This is a genomic window from Candidatus Stoquefichus massiliensis AP9, assembly GCF_000455285.1.
Classification (GTDB): Bacteria; Bacillota_I; Bacilli_A; order Erysipelotrichales; family Coprobacillaceae; genus Stoquefichus; species Stoquefichus massiliensis.
Window position 1 is genome coordinate 13,931 of record NZ_HG005294.1, and the last position, 18,544, is coordinate 32,474.

Here is an 18,544-nt window from a genome sequence, read left to right on the forward strand (position 1 = left end):
GAATTCAACACTACCCACTAAAAAGAACATTAGAAGTGAATTTAATAAGAATAGAAGAAATGAAAGAACAAGATTGCGTATTTCATGCTTAATAATTGTCATCTATGTCCAAAAATTTACATTTAAAAGAAAAATATGCTAAATTATAGACAGGAGGAGAGAAATATGAAAAAATTATTATTTTCAAGTATGTTTGCTTTAGCATTAATGTTAGGAGCAATTGGCTGTGTATCTGCTTATGATTGGACTCCAGGTGAAACTTTTATTATCCCTTCATGGGGTAAAATGAGTGATCCATCAGAAAATTCTATTGCAAAAACAAAGAATGACTCTTATGGATTTATCGAAGCCCTTAGAGATACTTCGTCACTTAGTAAGTATGGAGATTATGTCTATGATGGTTCTTCTACGAGATTTTCTGATGACTATTATAAAATCCATGTAAACAATTATACAAAGGTTTATTATAAGTATAATGAGTCACGAAGCACTTTCAGAATGAGAGCTTGTGGAGAGAATTTCGAACCATCTTCTGGAACAGCAATTGTTGCAAGATTCTGTCAATAGTTGAAAGAAGTTATAGGGACATTTTGTAACCTATAACTTTCTTTTCTAACAATAAATTATAAGGAAAGGAAAAATTTTGATGTAAACATTTATAATCAAAATTCGTACACATATATGAAAACAAATTTAAATCTATTCAAAAATATTATTCTTTTAATAATAATAATAATTTCTGGTACTTTTTTTGGATTAAATATGTTAAATGGAATTTCTGTAAATGAATTTAATGAAATATACTTAAAGTTATGGGAACGTGGATTAAATGGAATATTTCTGGTATTGTATCTTATTATCATTTTTGAACTTTCTGTTAGTAAATCATATTCATACATTGATAATAAATTTGACAAAAATATCATAATAAGAGTTGGATACAAAAAATATTATTTACAAACAATTATAACAATATTTTTAAGTGCTTTTATTTATTCTTTGATAATTCATATTTCAATAATTCTTCTTATGAATATGTTTCATACTTTTGACTTTACAACTATCGCTAAAGAAAGATTCCAGCATATATATTTTTCTAATAATACATATTTAAATATTTCTATATTTGTATTATTATCAAGCACAGGAAGTTCAATTTTCTGTACTTCAATATACCCATTCTTATACTTTATTAAGAACAAATATCTTTGTAAATTTATTCCTGTATTAACTTTTTTCTGTACAATTATTTTATCCTTTATCATATCTCCTATTTTTCAAAATTTTTTACTAAGTATAACTGGAAATCTTGAAAAAGCAAAAACAATATTATGTAGTATTATACCATCTAGTCTTATTGAGCCTGGTTGCGGTTGGTATTCTTATGCACTACTAGATTTTGTTTGTGGCGCATCTATTTATATTTTAATAATGTTATTTGGTTTTTGTCTTTTAAAAAGATATAGAGGGATTCATGATGATTAATATAACTATATACAAAAATTATAAAAAGATATCTATTTTATATTTAATATGCTTTATTTTCCTATATTGGCAACTTATAAGTGCGAAAAATATCCCAATTGATTTAATAATAGTTATACCAATGCAATTTTGTATGACTATAAATAATATTTTTATTTTCCAGATTATAAATAGAAATAAAATCATGAATCAAATTCAAAATTATATATTATTAAGGATTAACAAAGAGTCCTATACAAACACACTTATCAAAATAGCTATTTTGGATACAATTATAAATATTATTGTTATTTATATTTTCCCCATTTTAATCTTCCATAATAATATTCAATCATATAGATTATATTTTCTATTCGTTTTAATAATTTCTCTTATATTTTTTATATATGAAATGATTATTACTACAACATTATTTATTAAAAATACACTTATTAAATTTATTTTATATACTATTCCATTTATAGCTAATATAATAATACAATTATACTATTTTCAAAATTTTTATTAGAAGAGAGGAACAAATATGATTACATTTAAACACATTAGTAAAACATTTAATAATTCTATAGTTTTAAAAGATATTGATTTCACTATTAATGAAGGAGAAATTATTAGAATAAGTGGAACAAATGGATGTGGTAAATCAACCTTATTAAAAATTGCTACTGGTTTATTAAAACCATCTTCAGGAGAAGTAATTTATAATAAATTTAGTAATGAAATAGGAGCACTCATTGAAAATCCATCATTCATTGAAAATGAAACAGCAATTTATAATCTCAAATTTCTTTTTAATTTGAAAAACAAATTCGATGAACCAAAAGTTTCTCAGCTACTAACTGAATTTAAATTGAATCCATACTCAAAAATACCTGTCAAAAAATATAGTGTAGGAATGCGACAGAAACTAGGTATTATACAAGCTATAATGGAAAATCAGAAAATAATATATTTTGATGAACCTACTAGGGGATTAGATGAAGAAAGTGTAGAACTATTTTATAACTTAATAAATAATTTAAATAAAAAAGAAAACAAAACGATTATTATATGTTCACATGAACCTTTAGAAAAGATCTGCTTTAATAAAGAATATGTAATTGCTGATGGTATACTTAATGAAAAAGTATAAATTTCTACTATACAGTAATTTTTTGAAGATTTTAGTATTATTTTTAACTAAAAATATTGCTGAGTATAATAATATAGTGTATTTTCTGCCTACTAATTTATTACATTTAAGCATCAATTTATCAATATTAATTTTTGATATATTATTTATTACTGATAGTATTCTTTATTATTTAAAAATACATGATTCTATACTTTTACGTATTAGTAAGAAGCGATATACAATACTAATAATTAAAAAAACAATATTATCAACCATTGAAATTCTTATTTCACAATTTATTGTTGTATTTCTGTATTTTCATAATATCAATATTGAAGTTATTTTCACATATACAATTATATTATATTTACTATATATAATATGTTTTACTTTGGTTCCTTCATGGATTAACAATTATAAATTATTAATTATTTTTGTTGTCATGCTAATGGTAAAATATATTCTAAAAATTAATTTTATGGCATTCTAAATATTAATAAATAGAATGATACTATCATTTTATAATATTAAATCATGGGTAATCAAATAATTTAGGGGGATTACCAAATTATTTGGGGGGGGGACAACTTTAGGGGTCTTAAAAAAACCTAAAAATAATTTAGGGGGCAACTCATATATTATGTTTTTAACGAAAAGGAACATTTTAAGTAATGCTCCTTTTTGTGTCTAGATTTTTGTTTGATTATTTCTGCTTTTTTCTTCTATAAACTTCTTCTTTAGATTAGGGTATTGTAAGAACTTTTTCATTCTTATGATTAGCCCATATTAATCTGTATCGTACATATTCAAAATTATCTAATCCTCATAGTTCCTTTCTTTATTATCTAGACAATAATATAATAAAGTGAACTATATAAAGAAACAACAGTTTGGAATATAACTGTTGTTTTTAAACAAAATATTTAGTTAAGATAGACCCCTAAAGTTGTCCCCCAGAGTTGTCCCCTAAAAACCAGACCCCTAAATAATTTGAATAGCCTAAATCATTTACCTTATAATAATTATTTAAAAGAGATTTCAATAGAAATCTCTTTTTTGCTCAAAATCGTATAAATTCTGTTATCAATTTTTAATCTTTCTTTTTTTTAATTATAAAGCTAAATATACATTGTATCATTAAAATAATGATTAATATTTTGATGCTTACCTATTAAATTTCTTTATTGAAAATAAATTATATGTTAATATTATTAAATTAAAATATCATGTTACTTTAATTTAAAGTACATATTAAGATTCCTTATTAATCCCATACCCAAATAGTAATTTACTATCTTGATTATATTCTTTCTGTGTACACTTATCCTTACTATTTCCTTCAATAGTATGAATAATATTATTTTCAACCTTTTCAACTATCCCCACATGATCAGGATCATTATCACTATTCCAGTCAAAAAATATAATATCGCCACTATCTGGTATATAAGATTTATCTTGCCATTTCTCATTTTCTCTAAACCACTTAATACCATCTTCAACTCTTGCAAACTTTGGAATAGTTACATTTAATTGACCGCTTTCGTTTGCACACCAACTTACAAAGCATGCACACCATTCTACATGTGATGTGAACCCATACCACTGCCAATAAGGCTTCCCACCAACATTACCCACCTGACTTTTTGCAACCATCACAATATCTCCGTTGCCTAAATGATAATATTGAAATACATGAGAAACATACTGTGGATCACCATAAACGTTTGTCTGCAATTCTGCTTTCTTTTCATCAGAATATACTTTTGCATTTGCTCTCGTGTATCCACTAAAATAATCAACTGCCCAACTGATATATCCTTTGCCATAATTATAACCCTGTAATGCAAGAGATAAATGTTCCATATCATATGGTCCACTTACTTCAGCAAGCTTAAAGCAATCTGATAGATAATGTATACCTACTTCAATTGAATAATTTGCATCAGTAATCCCATTAGGCTTTTTGGGATATTTTTCATTATATTCACATTCACTTGACTGCATTGGATCACTGCCCTCTCCTCCTGACTCCTGCATCATGACTGCCTGAATAAGTGAAACATATTCTTCCATATCATACCGCTTAGCATATGTTTCTATAGTTTCTCGGTATTCTATAACTTTATCATTGAGTGGCAGTGTTGCTGAATTAATAGTAGAATCATCTGACAATGCTCCAAACACACCAATAAATAACGTAATAATAATCAACAAAATCAATCCCGTTCCAAATGTAATGAGATTATTTATGCCCGTTACAGTCTTTCTTACAACTGTAAAACTTCCTTTAATCACTTTTCCAGCACCACGTATCCTTTTTTTTGCACCAGATGATGCTTTATTTGCATTCTTAACTTTGTTTTTATGCTTGTGTAGCATAAACAGTTTCATCTTTTTGCTATAGTTATCAGGATTATAGTTCTGAAATTTAACCTTAATTTTAGAGTCATTATGATAAGTTTTAGAATGCGATAGTCTCGCCTTTTTTTCGGATGGTAATCTTGCATTATCATTAACATGACGAACAGTATCTTTACCATTTTTTGTTTTAATTTCTAATTGAGTATTAGAGGTTTTTATTCTGTCTTTTCTAAGTTTGCCTTGTTCTTTGGCTTTTCTTTTTACATATTGCTTTCCTCGAAATACTGTTTCTGCAGTAGTGATTTTTCCTCTATTTACAACTTTATTAACAGCATATCTTTGACTAGTAGTTTCTTCAGATTCATCTTGATTCTTTTTTTCACTAATATCCTTCTTTTTATCAAAGAACTTTGTATCCTGTTTCTTATCAAGAGTACTGATATGATGATTTGTTTCTTTTGTTTTTATAGTTTTCATTAAAGACTTTGCTCTCTATTCTTTTGTTTGAAATACATAGGATATCTAATCTTGATGGCTTCCTGAAAATATTTGGCATACTCACAGTTAAATAATTCATATGGTGTTGTTTCTTTTGATTTAGAATAGCCATTCCACATATTGAATCCAAAGAGACATGCCTTATATGAACCGCTTGTCTGCCAAGGCTTGTTTAACCCACTACTTTTAATAACATCCTTATCAAAATCAAACAAGTCATAGACATGATCCCTTGTATTACAATCAATACCTAAAACATAAAATAATGCCTGATGATAGGAATCCTCATATCGGCTCTTTTTCATACATTCCTTGTAGAATCTTGAATGTTCCTTATCTTTAAATAACATTTTAAACACTTCCTTTCTGCTCATATAAATCGTACATTTGTATATATATAAATAATGTTTTAAAATTAAATTGAAAAATAGAGAGGAGAACAAAAATGGAGAAAACCTTGAAAATCATTCATGAAATGCTTTATGATGCAGATATCCTAGATACTGAAAGCGATAGTAAATATTTAGAAACATTAGAGAAAATTGATAAGAAATACAAACAAATACGTAATCTCATCAGTTCAGAACCATTACATAAAAACATCATTAAGGAACTTGAAGAGCTAGAAAATTTATATGTTAAACAAAATGAGTACTACTCATTTATTGATTTTAAAAGCAGTTTTTTCTGTGGCATTTATATTGGAATGCAGCTAGAGAAAAATAAAAATACTGAATGGGATACAATTTTAAAATTACTTGAAAACGACTTCTAGAAAGAAGTCGTTTCGTGCTATCTGGCATCCTTACGATAACTATTTTGTTTTTGTATCGAATTCTTTGAAGAATGAGTGAGTAATTTTATTTCTCCCTTAACAGACGGCTTTTCAAAGTTCTCAATCTTATGCAACATTGAGGTTGTTTTAATAACCATTTTCTGTAATGATGAATGAATTGATTTGACACCTTTTTGCATAAGATTTAATTTCTGTTTTTCATGACTGTAATTGATTTTCTTTCCAGTCATGATATAGCCTACTGATTTTAAATGTGATTTGACTTGTCTCATTTCTGATGTTAGTTGATCACAAGTATGAGATAGGCCTTCAATTTTTTTCATTGCAAAAAAAAGTGATTTTCTCATACTGCTAAGTGTCTCCTTGAAATGAAAAACATTTACTGTTTTTATCAATCCTGATTTACCTTTCTTCTTAAAATCACAAATAGATTGTTGCATTGAATTGATAAGTTTGGATTTTATATTATTAATTTTTTAATTCCACTATCCAAAACCTTTTCAGTTTTTTCAATGGCTTGTGACAATCTTGATTTCGTTGAAGGATTCTGCAACTGACTTAGCAAACTTTTAACGTCCTGAAGTTCATTAACAATATCATTATACTGTTTTTCAATCTGTTCAATATATTCTAAGAGTTCCTTAGTTTCGCTATGTTCTTTTTTGTATCCCTGATTCAACAGCAGGGATAAGTATTCCTTAACTGTTGAATTATCATTAATGCTTGGTAATTGCTTTTCCATCTTTTATCATTCCTTTCTATCAGCAGGTTTCGTTGTCATCAATTTATACAGTTCAGTATTTTTTGGAAAGCGATTGACAAATGGTACAATATTTCCACCATATTTAATGAGTCCACATCCACTTTGAGCATTTGTGATGTAAGACAGTTGCTCATCTGAAATATTTAATAATTTTGCAAGTTTCTCTCTATCCTGATATGCCTGATTAAGCATAACTACAAATTCACTATTTGATAGCATTGTACTTGCCTGAACACTATCCAGTAAATATTCAACATTTTGCGTAATGCCAATTGGAAATGCATCTCTTTTTCTAAATTGTCTCCACGCTGAGTTAAAGAATGACGCACTTTCATCATTCTCAAAAACAACGTGAAATTCATCAACAATAACATGCGTTCTTTTTCCCTTACGCCAGTTGCTATTGACACGATTAATAAACGCGTCTGTAATAACTAACAGCCCCATTGTTTTAAGTTGTTTTCCCAGTTTAAAAATGTCATATGAAACTATTCTGCTTGATACATTGACATTTGTTTCATGTGCAAAGACATCTAAACTACCATCCGTAAAAAGTTCCAACTTTAATGCTAAACTTCGTGCTTCAGGTTCAGGCTGTTCAAGCAGTTTCTTTCTTAATGTTATCAGTGTTGGAACCTTCATGGTCTGATAGTAGTCCTGAAAAACCAATGCAATACATCTGTCTATGATACTTCGATCAATTGGCTTAATTCCATCTCTATCCAACTGTTCAAACAAAGACATCACAAACTGTGATTTATCGCCAACTGGATTCCCTGAATCTCCATATCCTTCTTCCATATCCAACGCATTAATATGTGTAGAACTTCCTGCAGATATTTGAATGACCTCTCCTCCTAGTTCCCTAACTAATGGAGCATATTCTCCTTCAGGATCGCAGATTAAGATATCATCATCTGTAGACAAGGCAATAAAGATAATCTGTTCTTTTGTTAAAAATGATTTACCACTTCCTGGCACCCCTAACTGAAAGGCATTTGGATTTAGCAATAATTCCTTATTGCAGAGGATAAGATTATTGGTAATGGCATTCTGACCAAACCATATGCCCTTTCTGTCCATGATTTCCTGAGCCCTAAAAGGAATGAAGACAGATGCACTTTCAGTAATCAGCGTTCTTACAATATTCAGTTTATTTACACCAACTGGAAGAACAGTAGATAAGCCATCAAGCTGTCGACATGAAAATGCTAACGGCTGAAGTTCACACATATTGGAGCGTGCAATACTCATCAGAACATTAGAATCATTATCAAGTTCCTCCTTTGAATCAGCCAAATGACATATTGTTACACATCCTAGCATCATTCTCTGATCTCTTACTGTAAGATCATCAAGAAATTCCTTTGCCTCTTTTCTTTGTGTTTCCATATCGTAGGGAATAACTGCTGAAAAGTTGTTATTGGCATTTTGTCGGCGTTGCCAGTTTGTAATGTTTGTTTCTACTCCCAGCAGACGATTCTCTACTTCCTTAACTGCCTCATCTGTTGGAACGGAAATAATATCCATACTGTACATAAGTGTTTTGTTCATATCACATAGTTTAGAAACAAAATCATCACTGATATATCTTGCATAATTGGCTAAATATAAGACTCGTCCATACTTATCCCCAATCTTAAAATACTTATGATGAAACTCAGGCGTTCTAGGACAGATAACATCCTTAAAATCATGACCTTTTCTTGAAAAATCCTGAAGATCAAACTGAAACAGTTCCTCCTCACCACTCCGATAAAAATCATGAAGTATCTTCAGTCTTTCAATCGCATTGAGTTCCTCACATGATGAGCCTAATTTGGTAAAATGTGATGACAATTCTAAGGTTGTTCTTGCAAAGAAATTTCGTGCATCTTCAATCTCCTTTTTGTAGACTGTAACCGTTATATACTTTTCCTGAATGATTCCATCAATTCCCGAAACCTTTTCCAGTAGCATTTCATTATATTCCTTACGATATTTATCTAGGTAATCTCCCCTATAAGGAATCAGAATATCTTTCTTAAATTCTTTTAGATCTACTTTTCTGTTGTTGATTGTTATTTTCGTCATAGTTGAACTATCCAATGAATTTAACAGTTCTGAATAATTAAGAAAAATTCCAATCTGTTCATCTTTCGATGAAATAGAATAATTAATATCCTTAAATTTATATGTTTTTGTAAACTTATTGCCTATCTTAAAAATTCCATCCTTATATATCACTTCTGCATCCACAACATCCTGCGCAGACTTAGGAACCTTAAATGTTTCTTTGTTTTGTTTTCTTATTTTCTCGTAACTTTTTATCATTTGGATCAATTGACCTCCTTCTTGATTCTTCAATATTTTCTTTCAGTAATTCATAGTAAATATTCTTCGGCTTATAAATAAGTTGGCTTTTTGATAAAAGAAAAGAACGCAATGCATTTCTGACAATAGTTTCCGTATTCATTCCTTGATACCTAATAAATCCTAATGATGCAAAAGGTGCTGCACCTAACATACATAACCAACTTGTTAACTCTATTCCTAGAGTATCTTTTACTGAAAAATATATCACAACTGCAACAATGCACGCTATTGCAGAGAAAAAGCACTGTCTAAAGGATAATCCCAAAACAATGCTTTCCGTATAATCACGTATTTCCTTATTAATTTTAATTTCCATTTTTAACTCCTTAACTTTTTTATATGCTCACTGATATCAATCAAAAAAAAGCAGACAAGTAAACTATACCCTATAGAATAGACACGAAATAAAAAAGCGTGTCATCTATAGGGTATAGTTTAGTTTAAAGTCTGCTTTTTAAATAACCTTATTTTATTATCACTATCTAACAATCACTTTTTTAGATGTACGTTGATCTTGGATAAATATTTTTCCACTCAACATCTCCATTTTTAGTAACAGAGAAACTAATACCTATACTTGCACCTGAACCACTTACACCAATGCTCAAACCTGTTACAGAGAATGTTTCATAAAAATGAACATAGGCAGCTCCATAATCCATTAATGTATTTTTTCCATCAGCATCTGCACTATATGTCATAGTAAAATTCTTAAATACTTTTGCGTTAACATTAGCAATACCAAATTTATATGTCTGTCCAGCTGATGAATTATATTCTCCAAAAGTATTTCGTACAACATTACCATCGTAATGTGTAATAGCATTTGAAGAACTTCTCTTAACAAATCTTGACAACGAACCTATCATACCAATTCCAATAGTATCTTGTAATTTGTAAAGAGGTGTTCCATTCCAACTACCACTAAAAGTTGCAGATGCATGTGTTCTATTATCGCTTGCTGTATAATTAAATTGTGTTAATTTTAAAGTTGCAGAAACTGTAGCAGAAGCTCGTGTTGCCATTTCATCTGATCCATCAAAATTTTTAATCGCATTAATTTGATCAGCATCAAAAGTTAAATCAACTAATTCACTTTCAGGAAGCTCCTTAAGTTCATAAATATAATCATGGTATTCTTGTCTTTTTTTAAGGATTTCTAATAATTCTTCTTGATTTGGATCATAGTTTGTTATACGTCTTGCTTTCTTTACTTTATAATTTTCTAATCTTTGCATAATAGCTCCATACTCACTTGTTTCGTAATGCTTTTGTGTTTCAGGAACTGTGTCTAATAAATTCTCATCTTCTAATGCTGAAACTGGAAAAACAGGTATTAATAATGCACATAATGATAGTGATAATAAAATTTTAACAGATTTACATTTCATATTTGATGCCTCCTATAAAGTAAATCTTTTTCTACTTTTACTATATACTTGTAACACTAAAAAAACAGTCTGTTTTTTATCTTGACATTGTGGTATAATTAGTATATGGGAAGATTGTTAATTCAATCATAAAAAGGGAGGACCTCATATGAAAAACAGTATTTTTTTTAAATTTCTAATTTGTATAATTTTATCTATTTTATCTGTATTAGTTATATTCTCAATAACTAATAATATCTCTACTTTTGACAACGCTAATTATACAGTTATTCTTAGATATATTCTAAGTTGCTGTATAGTTATTATTGGACTCATTATTATTTTTGGATTTATATTTCTTAACAAAATTAATGAACTTAGAGATAATTAATTATAAACTCTCCATTACCAAATGTATTTATTTACTCACTACTAATATAGGGATTAAAATCTATTATATTAAATGAAATAATAGATTAAATAATCCCTTTTTCTATGCTAAAGCAAAATTTAATATGAATATTTTGTTATAATCCCATCATATCCTTAACAATTTTGTCACTCATCTTGACAGTCCCTACTAGAATCAGCATATTAAAAATTAATTCTCCAACATAGCTCCATACCATACTGACTGCACTTGCCTCAGCATCTACAACTGGCGGTGATCCTGCAAATGCAGAAAAGATAATGCATGCGAGAACAATAATTGCTCCTTCAATACAAACACTAATATAAGATTTCATAAAACTCATTGTTACATTTTGTGACATTTCTCCTGCACATGCTGACAATGGTATTGGCGAAATTGCTGTATACATATATAGCTTAAAGAAACGACCATAAACAGTGAGTATCATGACAAAACTTAGAATGGTTATGAAAATACCACCTAATAATGTAACCGCCCATAAAGGTATGCTTTCTATAAAGCCACAATCCTCAACTGCATTGATAATCTCCTGAGGCAGTGTCGTGCTTGTCGCTGTTCCTACACCAACTGATTTCATAATTGATGATGTTATTCCCTGAATAATTTCAAAGACCATTGTCATGAGTTCCATTCCATAAACAACAAGTCCCCTCGCAATTGCGAACCTTAAAAATAATCTCAATGCATGTTCAGGTCTCTTGATTTCTGTTAAGTTTGTACATGTCTTGACCATTCCTACAACAAAAAACAAAACTAATAAGGCAAGTCCAATTGCTAAGAGGGCTCCATGAATTGTAACTATGGTATTCCATATATGACCGCCTTTAAACTGCTGAGGAGACTGAGTCAGAAGTAGCCATATCTCTGCAAGTTTTTCATTCCATGTATTGATGGCATTTGTTAGGTTATCTATAATTCCATCCAAAATATACACCTCCCTACTGAATGGAAATCATATCTACCCACCCACAATAAGATTGAGTATTTCCTTAGCAAATGTAATGACAATACCTCCTGCAACAGTAAGAAAGCCATTAGCACGTTGTGACGGATCATGGCTCTTAAGTGATAATCCAACCTGAACAACACCAAAACCTAATAAAATCATTCCAATAGCTCTAATTAATGCAAAAATAAAATTGGACAGATTATTCACAACTGTTAATGGATCTCCCTCAGCATGAACGTGAACAATTCCAAAGTTAAGTATTAATACAAATCCAATATATAATAAAAAATATTTCTTTTTTGATAATTTCATTCTTTTTATTGACCTCCATCTCTTATTTAAAATAACGATGTAGTTAACATACTAATAAGCAAATTGTTAAACTACATCTATGCAGATAATCTCTACATTTAATTGAGCAATCTAATGATTATTAGATTGCTCTTTTTCTATTTCTTTAAAATATTTCTCTAAATCTTCTTCACTGTATAATTCGTAGTCTTCATCACTGATTAAAATATTCTGCCAATCATCAATAGAATATTTGATTTTACCATGCTTATATCTTTGAGCTTCTCCATCTGCGGTATCTGATATATTGGGATGCTTTAAGATATCAAACTTCTTATCAAACACAGGTCGTTCTCCTCTTATAAAGAGAAGTGCATAATCATTATCCAGTAGCCTAATTTCATCAGGAGTTAGTAATTCTCTACCTGCCTGCTGATAATTTGTAGAATAATTGCCATTACGCCCACTTGATTTGCCAAATGTATTGGTATCCAGTGTTTCCTTGCCAAGATACTCTGACATGAACTTATGTGTCGACTGTTCATTTCCACCTAAATAATAAAGTTCATCATGAGGTAAGCTTCTGTCTGTCCATTTAAGGACGTACTTCCACTCCCTCCCAAACCGTACAGACACCTCTCGATGTATACGGCTTTCCACTTGTTATGTTTGCATAATAGTCTTTAAGAATGAATAAGTTCATGGCAAGTAGTGCAGACAACAAGGGTTTTACGCCTCATTTTACGCATGACCGCAACCCACTCGCTATTTCCTTTTAAGTCTTTTAGTTTCTTCACTTGATGTATTTCCAGTTCATTAGTTTTACATTGACATAGTTCGCAAACTCCGTTTGCTACTCGTTGTCTAAGTGTATTGGTTTTCATATATCGTGTATATTGAGGTAATGTACTGACATCATCATATTTTGTTGCTTCCATTTTCCTCTTAAAACCATCTTTATAGAAAGTGGTTGTTTTAAGACCACTCTTAGTCATGTAAGATAACGTAAATAGGTCATTTATACAGTACCTTCTTTTAATTTCATGTACGTTTGTTTTATATTTGTTAGCGAATGTTTTATACATGCTATACTTCATCAAATTCGCAAATATTCCTATTTTAAAGGAATCATTTGCTATTGAGTAATAATTGTACAATCCTCTAATTTCAGCATTGTATGATGCCAATATTTCTATATCTTCCTTATTAACTAATTTACCTCTGTGAAGTGCTACATATCTTTCTTTACCATTTTCGTTAATTTTGATTTTAATCGCTTTGTATTCTATCAGTTTATTAACCCATTTTTCTCTAGGAACTAATAATTTTACTACATAGCTTTGACATCTTTGGATATGACCTCTTGCTGTTTTCGTTGTATCTTGGCTTCTGGAAATTGTAATATCATATCCTAGAAACCTTGCTCTATCACTAGTGTGAGTTATTTTCGTTTTGGATTCTGACATTTCAAGTTTTAGTTTTGATATCAAAAACTCCTTAATATCTGCCTTGACTTGTTCTGCATCTTCCTTACTGCCAATAACACCAACAATGAAGTCATCGCAATACCTAACATACTGAATACGTTTGTACTCATTATCTATTGGTACAGTAGTTGTCATAGTACGTTCTGTATTTTCTAGTTCACGTAATTTAGCAGTTCTATTTTTTCGTTCCTCATGTGTTAGAGTTGCCCATTTTTTTCTACCTGTACATCTATAATACGATGTTCTTTTGAATGCTTTCTTATATTCAGGATTTGCTTTTTTCTTTGTACCTTTTTCAAAGTTCGTTTGGTATTCTTCCATATATTCATCTAACTGATGTAAATAGATATTAGATAATATTGGACTGATACCTGAGCCTTGTGGTACGCCACTGTATGTTTTATTGAATGTCCATTGTTCCATATATCCAGCTTTTAAAAATTTCCAAATCAACTGAATAAATGCTTCATCATCTATTCTTTTTCTAAGCAGATGAATGACAATGTGATGATCAAAACTATCAAAACAAGCCTTGATATCTCCTTCAACAAACCAGTTCGCTCCAGTAAAAGTTTTCTGAATTTGTTTTAAAGCAGTTTGGCAACTTCTTTTAGGTCTAAAACCATGTGAAGTCTTTTTAAATGTGACTTCATAAATACTTTCTAAAATCATTTTAACGACTTCCTGCAACAATTTGTCGTCACTAGATGGAATACCAAGCGGACGCTTCTTCTTGCTATTCTTCTTTGCAATATATTCTCTTCTTGCAGGTTTAGGTTTGTAACTACGATTTCTTAGAGATTGAATAATTTTTTCTATTCTTTCATCACTCATACCGTCCAATGTTGTTCCATCAGCACCAGCAGTCATACTACCTTTATTAGCGTATATGTTTTTATATGCAAGCCAATAAAACTCTGGATTATATAAGTTTCTATATAACCTTTGAAATCTATAGTCTTCATTCTTTGACTTTTCCGTCAAACTTTTTAATACTTCAATTGGATTTCTCATGCCTCACGCACCTTCCTTTCTGTTAGTATTAACAACAAGCTGCTCTCCTTCGCCATGTAAGCAGTGTTACTGCATCCATTTTTACGGCTTTCCCTGTCATTTCAGGGTTCTCGGACTACTATGAGAGCTGTGTAACCATGCCTTTTTCAAGGTTTAGGTCATCCCCATTTAGTTATTACAAGATAAGCATTTGATGTTGTCGGAATCGACTTTCGCCATTTGCCCGTTGTCTTACGGTTACTAATTCCTAAGTATCACTCATTTCCATAACTGCGAAATGTAAATGATAGGAAAATCATACGTTTCAGTTCTATTTCGTATGAAGGGTCGGATTCCCCAGTTTTGGCTATCGTTTAGGCAGTTTAGCTTTATTCCTTATACATCAATTTTTATTTTCTAATGACGTTAACTTATAGAACTTTGTCTATGTCACCAGTGTTTCTAAATCGAAACAACAACATGCTACACTCCCCATTTGGTTTCCCATTTGGATAAGTTGTAAAATAATAGGTTGTAACTATTTGTCACTTTGATACTTTTACCTACTGCTTGCTTAAGGCAGTATCTTGTAAAAACCACGTAGATATTTTATATTGCGCTATCTACTTATGGGCGCACACAATTCCCTACGATGCTTTCCCAACTATCTTTATATAGTGCCTTAATCTGTGCAAGATTCTGTATAATGATAGATACGAATATTTGCCTTGATCTCATTGTACTTAACAGCTTATCAAACTCATCTGGCAATGCAACATTGGCAAACTCATCCATTAAAAAATGAACTGGTATAGGCAGTTCACCACCATGTATAATATCTGCTTGATAATAAAGCATCTGAAACAGCTGTGTATAAAGCATACCAACAAGAAAATTAAAAGTTGAATCGTTGTCAGGAATAACTGCAAAAATAGCTGTCTTTCTTTCTCCAACTAAATTCAATTCCAATTCATCTGTTGCAGTTAAAGACGCAATGCTCTCAAGATTAAAAGCAGCTAATCGTACACCGACACTAATTAAAATTGATTTTGCTGTCTTTCCAGCCGCCTGCTTATAGATTTTATACTGCTTAACTGCTAGACTGTCAGGCTTTCTTAATTCAAGTCTTTCAAACAGTTCATCTAATGGACTTTGATATTCCTCATCATCCTCCCTAACATCTGCACTTGAAATCATTTCCATAACCATTGTGAAGTTCTGCTCATCCTTAGGAGCCTCATGCAAAAGATATAGACAAAGTGCCTCTAATAATGCTGTTTCAGACTTCTCCCAGAATGGATCATTTGTCTGACTCCCCTTTGGATTGGTATTACGAATAAGATTTGTAATTAACTTCAGTACATCCTTATCATCCTTGATATATTCAAACGGATTGTAGCAGTGTGATTTTGACATGTTGATTAAGTCAACAACCTTAATGACATATCCACTCTTTTCTAGAAGATATCCTATATCACGCAAAAGTTATAGCGATAGGTAATCCTTTGAAGTTATCTCCAGATTTTCCCCCGCTCTAAACCGTACGTGAGACTTTCGCCTCATACGGCTTGCCATCATGTTAAAGTAAAAGTTTTAAATTAGTTTTTATAATTTTCAAATATTTCTGTTATTAAATTTTGTGAGTTTAAAGTCATATTCATAGTTCTCAGCTTTTTATAAAAATATTTTTCATTTAGGAATAATAGGTTATAGAAAAATTGATGAATGATAACTATATTCGTATGATAATCTTTATTTTCTTCATTAGGATTTTTCCTTATGGCTATTCCATATGATAGGTTTAATGTCTCTTTTGTTATAAAGCATTTTCCCCTCTGCATAATATAAGCCGATATCAGATTATCATTAAATTCAATTGTTTCTTTTGGGTTTCTCAAATCTAATAGTTTTGTTAAACCCTTTTGCTGAACAATTGTTATGTTATCATGTATCTTTTTTCTTCCCTTTATCGTATAGTCGCAAATTTCTTGACTAAAGTTCAGTGGATTGTATCGTCGAACTCCTGTGATTGGGAGTAATCCTTTATCCTTTACTACATAGATTTTAGTATTGGGCTGAATTCCATAAGTCAGTTCTCTAAACTCTTTATCCATTTCACAGAATCTTTTTGTTTTGGCAATTGTTCTTAGACGTATTCGCATACTCGGAAGTAACGAATAGCTCACTTCCATAAGGTTGTTATAAATATTCGTTGCTACTCGATAATAGTTTTGAAGTCCTATAACTGTTGAGTTATACAACCCTATTGACGTCATAGTATCCTTCCTCACTATATCTAGAAGTCGTTTCTTCATATGCTCTTTTGCCTTGGCTATTGCCTTTCTATTCATATCCGTTTTTGCAACATATCCATATTTGGTTTTTCCTTTAGGTATAGCTTTTATTTTAAATCCTAGAAAGTCTGATGAATTCTTTCTAAGATTAACTACTTTTGATTTTTCAGGACTGATTTCTAATTTCAGTCTCTTATTCAAAAAGTTCACCGTAGCGTAATAATATCTTTGAGCTTCCTGGTAGGACTTGCACATGATTTTAAAATCATCGGCGTAACGAACAATAAACCCGTCTTTGAGATTCGTATATTTATGTGCATATCCAAACCAACCCTTACCACCACTTGCATTACCACTTGTTTTAAATGTTTCCCATTGACTGCTAACCCACCAATCAAGTTCATTTAGAACGATAAGCGATAATAGGGGACTAATAATACCACCTTGAGGTGTCCCTTTTGTTGGTATACCTTCTCCTGCTATCTCTGATTTTAGAATTTTACTTATAATAGAAATAATTCTCTTATCTCGTATTCCTAACGTCCAAATCTGTTTTAATAGTTTTCCATGGTCTACATTATCGAAAAAACCTTTGACATCTACATCAACACAATAATGGTGATTGGCAACATTGACCAGTGAGACAACTCGACTAATAGCGTGTTCACATGCTCTATTCTGTCTGAAACCATATGAATGTTTATAAAACTTAGGTTCACAGACAGGCTCTAGCACTTGAAGAATACACTGCTGTACAAGTCTATCCCATATTGTAGGTATTCCTAATGGTCTTGTTTTATCACTTCCAGCTTTTGGAATATAGACTCTCTTGACAGCCTGAGGTTGATAGTTATTCAATTTATTTCTTACTTTACGAATAACCTCTTCTTCTGTTTTTTTCTTTATATCGGCTATGGTCTTTCCATCTACTCCAGCAGTTTCACTGCCACTATTGGTTTTCAGATTCCGATATGCTAATAGGATATTTTGCTTGGAAATAATAATTTCATATAATTTATAGAAATTATTCCCATTTTTACTGCTTGCATAAAGTTCATCAAATACTCTCTGCATGTCATAATATTCATTATGACGTAACTTCTTCTTTTTCCTTTGTATGGTCTGTATCCTCCTTCCTAAAGGTTGGGAGTAATACATCTCTTAGTCTTACTCGAACCCATACCATTTCTAATTTTACTTTTACTTTTAACATGACTAGTGCCTATCCCTCCACCGCTTACTTATTTACGGTTTCATTGGTACTATGGCACCTCTCTCACTAACATCAATCTAACTTATACGTAACGTTTTCGTTAGAACCGTTTCACTGAAAGTAAATTCTCTACGTTGTT

At 30.6% G+C, this 18,544-nt stretch carries 15 protein-coding genes and 2 pseudogenes; 4 read left to right on the plus strand and 13 right to left on the minus strand.

The window, feature by feature from the left end:
- The first annotated feature begins 165 nt into the window (after positions 1–165).
- From BN350_RS15395 to BN350_RS15410, 3 genes are all read left to right on the plus strand, one after another.
- Positions 166–567, plus strand: a complete 402-nt coding sequence (locus tag BN350_RS15395; RefSeq protein WP_028044394.1) for a hypothetical protein — start codon at positions 166–168, stop codon at positions 565–567.
- 114 nt (positions 568–681) lie between these two features.
- The gene (locus tag BN350_RS15400) at positions 682–1,485 is read left to right on the plus strand and encodes a hypothetical protein (RefSeq protein ID WP_147573607.1); all 804 of its coding nucleotides are present in this window, start codon (positions 682–684) and stop codon (positions 1,483–1,485) included.
- 523 nt (positions 1,486–2,008) lie between these two features.
- A complete protein-coding gene (locus BN350_RS15410) occupies positions 2,009–2,617 on the plus strand; it encodes an ATP-binding cassette domain-containing protein (protein WP_028044397.1) in 609 nt (202 codons plus the stop codon).
- Positions 2,618–3,850: 1,233 nt separating this feature from the next.
- On the opposite strand, the gene BN350_RS20060 is transcribed toward BN350_RS15410, so the two are convergent.
- On the minus strand, positions 3,851–5,440 hold the full coding sequence (locus tag BN350_RS20060; protein WP_049945591.1) for a lysozyme family protein: 1,590 nt from the start codon (positions 5,438–5,440) through the stop codon (positions 3,851–3,853).
- Positions 5,440–5,811 (minus strand): DUF6075 family protein, encoded by a 372-nt coding sequence (locus BN350_RS15425; RefSeq protein WP_044600385.1) that lies wholly within the window; start codon positions 5,809–5,811, stop codon positions 5,440–5,442. The genes BN350_RS20060 and BN350_RS15425 overlap by 1 nt, the downstream gene beginning before the upstream one ends.
- A 95-nt stretch (positions 5,812–5,906) precedes the next feature.
- On the opposite strand from BN350_RS15425, the gene BN350_RS15430 reads away from it, so the two are divergent.
- On the plus strand, positions 5,907–6,236 hold the full coding sequence (locus BN350_RS15430) for a hypothetical protein (protein WP_028044400.1): 330 nt from the start codon (positions 5,907–5,909) through the stop codon (positions 6,234–6,236).
- 17 nt (positions 6,237–6,253) lie between these two features.
- On the opposite strand, the gene BN350_RS21935 is transcribed toward BN350_RS15430, so the two are convergent.
- From BN350_RS21935 to ltrA, 11 genes and pseudogenes are all read right to left on the minus strand, one after another.
- The gene (locus BN350_RS21935; RefSeq protein WP_315968806.1) at positions 6,254–6,697 is read right to left on the minus strand and encodes a DUF6674 family protein; all 444 of its coding nucleotides are present in this window, start codon (positions 6,695–6,697) and stop codon (positions 6,254–6,256) included.
- A gap of 20 nt (positions 6,698–6,717) precedes the next feature.
- The gene (locus tag BN350_RS21940) at positions 6,718–6,999 is read right to left on the minus strand and encodes a DUF6674 family protein (RefSeq protein ID WP_028044402.1); all 282 of its coding nucleotides are present in this window, start codon (positions 6,997–6,999) and stop codon (positions 6,718–6,720) included.
- A 6-nt stretch (positions 7,000–7,005) separates the two neighbouring features.
- A complete protein-coding gene (locus tag BN350_RS15445) occupies positions 7,006–9,333 on the minus strand; it encodes a VirB4-like conjugal transfer ATPase, CD1110 family (protein WP_028044403.1) in 2,328 nt (775 codons plus the stop codon).
- Positions 9,284–9,691 (minus strand): PrgI family protein, encoded by a 408-nt coding sequence (locus BN350_RS15450; RefSeq protein WP_028044404.1) that lies wholly within the window; start codon positions 9,689–9,691, stop codon positions 9,284–9,286. Before BN350_RS15450 ends, BN350_RS15445 begins: the two co-directional genes overlap by 50 nt.
- Positions 9,692–9,872: 181 nt before the next feature.
- Entirely contained in the window at positions 9,873–10,766 is an 894-nt protein-coding gene (locus BN350_RS15455; RefSeq protein ID WP_028044405.1) for a hypothetical protein, read from the minus strand.
- A 506-nt stretch (positions 10,767–11,272) separates the two neighbouring features.
- Positions 11,273–12,112, minus strand: coding sequence for a VirB6/TrbL-like conjugal transfer protein, CD1112 family (locus BN350_RS15465; protein WP_478209957.1), 840 nt, complete (start codon positions 12,110–12,112; stop codon positions 11,273–11,275).
- Positions 12,113–12,136: 24 nt separating this feature from the next.
- Complete coding sequence (locus BN350_RS15470) at positions 12,137–12,439, minus strand: hypothetical protein (protein WP_044600386.1); 303 nt, start codon at positions 12,437–12,439, stop codon at positions 12,137–12,139.
- A gap of 111 nt (positions 12,440–12,550) precedes the next feature.
- Positions 12,551–12,988, minus strand: a pseudogene (locus tag BN350_RS19505) (type IV secretory system conjugative DNA transfer family protein); the annotation flags it as partial.
- 113 nt (positions 12,989–13,101) lie between these two features.
- Positions 13,102–14,919, minus strand: coding sequence for a reverse transcriptase domain-containing protein (locus BN350_RS15480; RefSeq protein ID WP_028044410.1), 1,818 nt, complete (start codon positions 14,917–14,919; stop codon positions 13,102–13,104).
- A gap of 618 nt (positions 14,920–15,537) precedes the next feature.
- Positions 15,538–16,383 (minus strand): annotated as a pseudogene (locus tag BN350_RS19510) (VirD4-like conjugal transfer protein, CD1115 family); the annotation flags it as partial.
- Positions 16,384–16,496: 113 nt separating this feature from the next.
- Positions 16,497–18,266: a group II intron reverse transcriptase/maturase gene (gene ltrA, locus BN350_RS19515; protein ID WP_081652942.1), complete on the minus strand. Its 1,770-nt coding sequence runs from the start codon at positions 18,264–18,266 to the stop codon at positions 16,497–16,499.
- Positions 18,267–18,544: the final 278 nt, after the last annotated feature.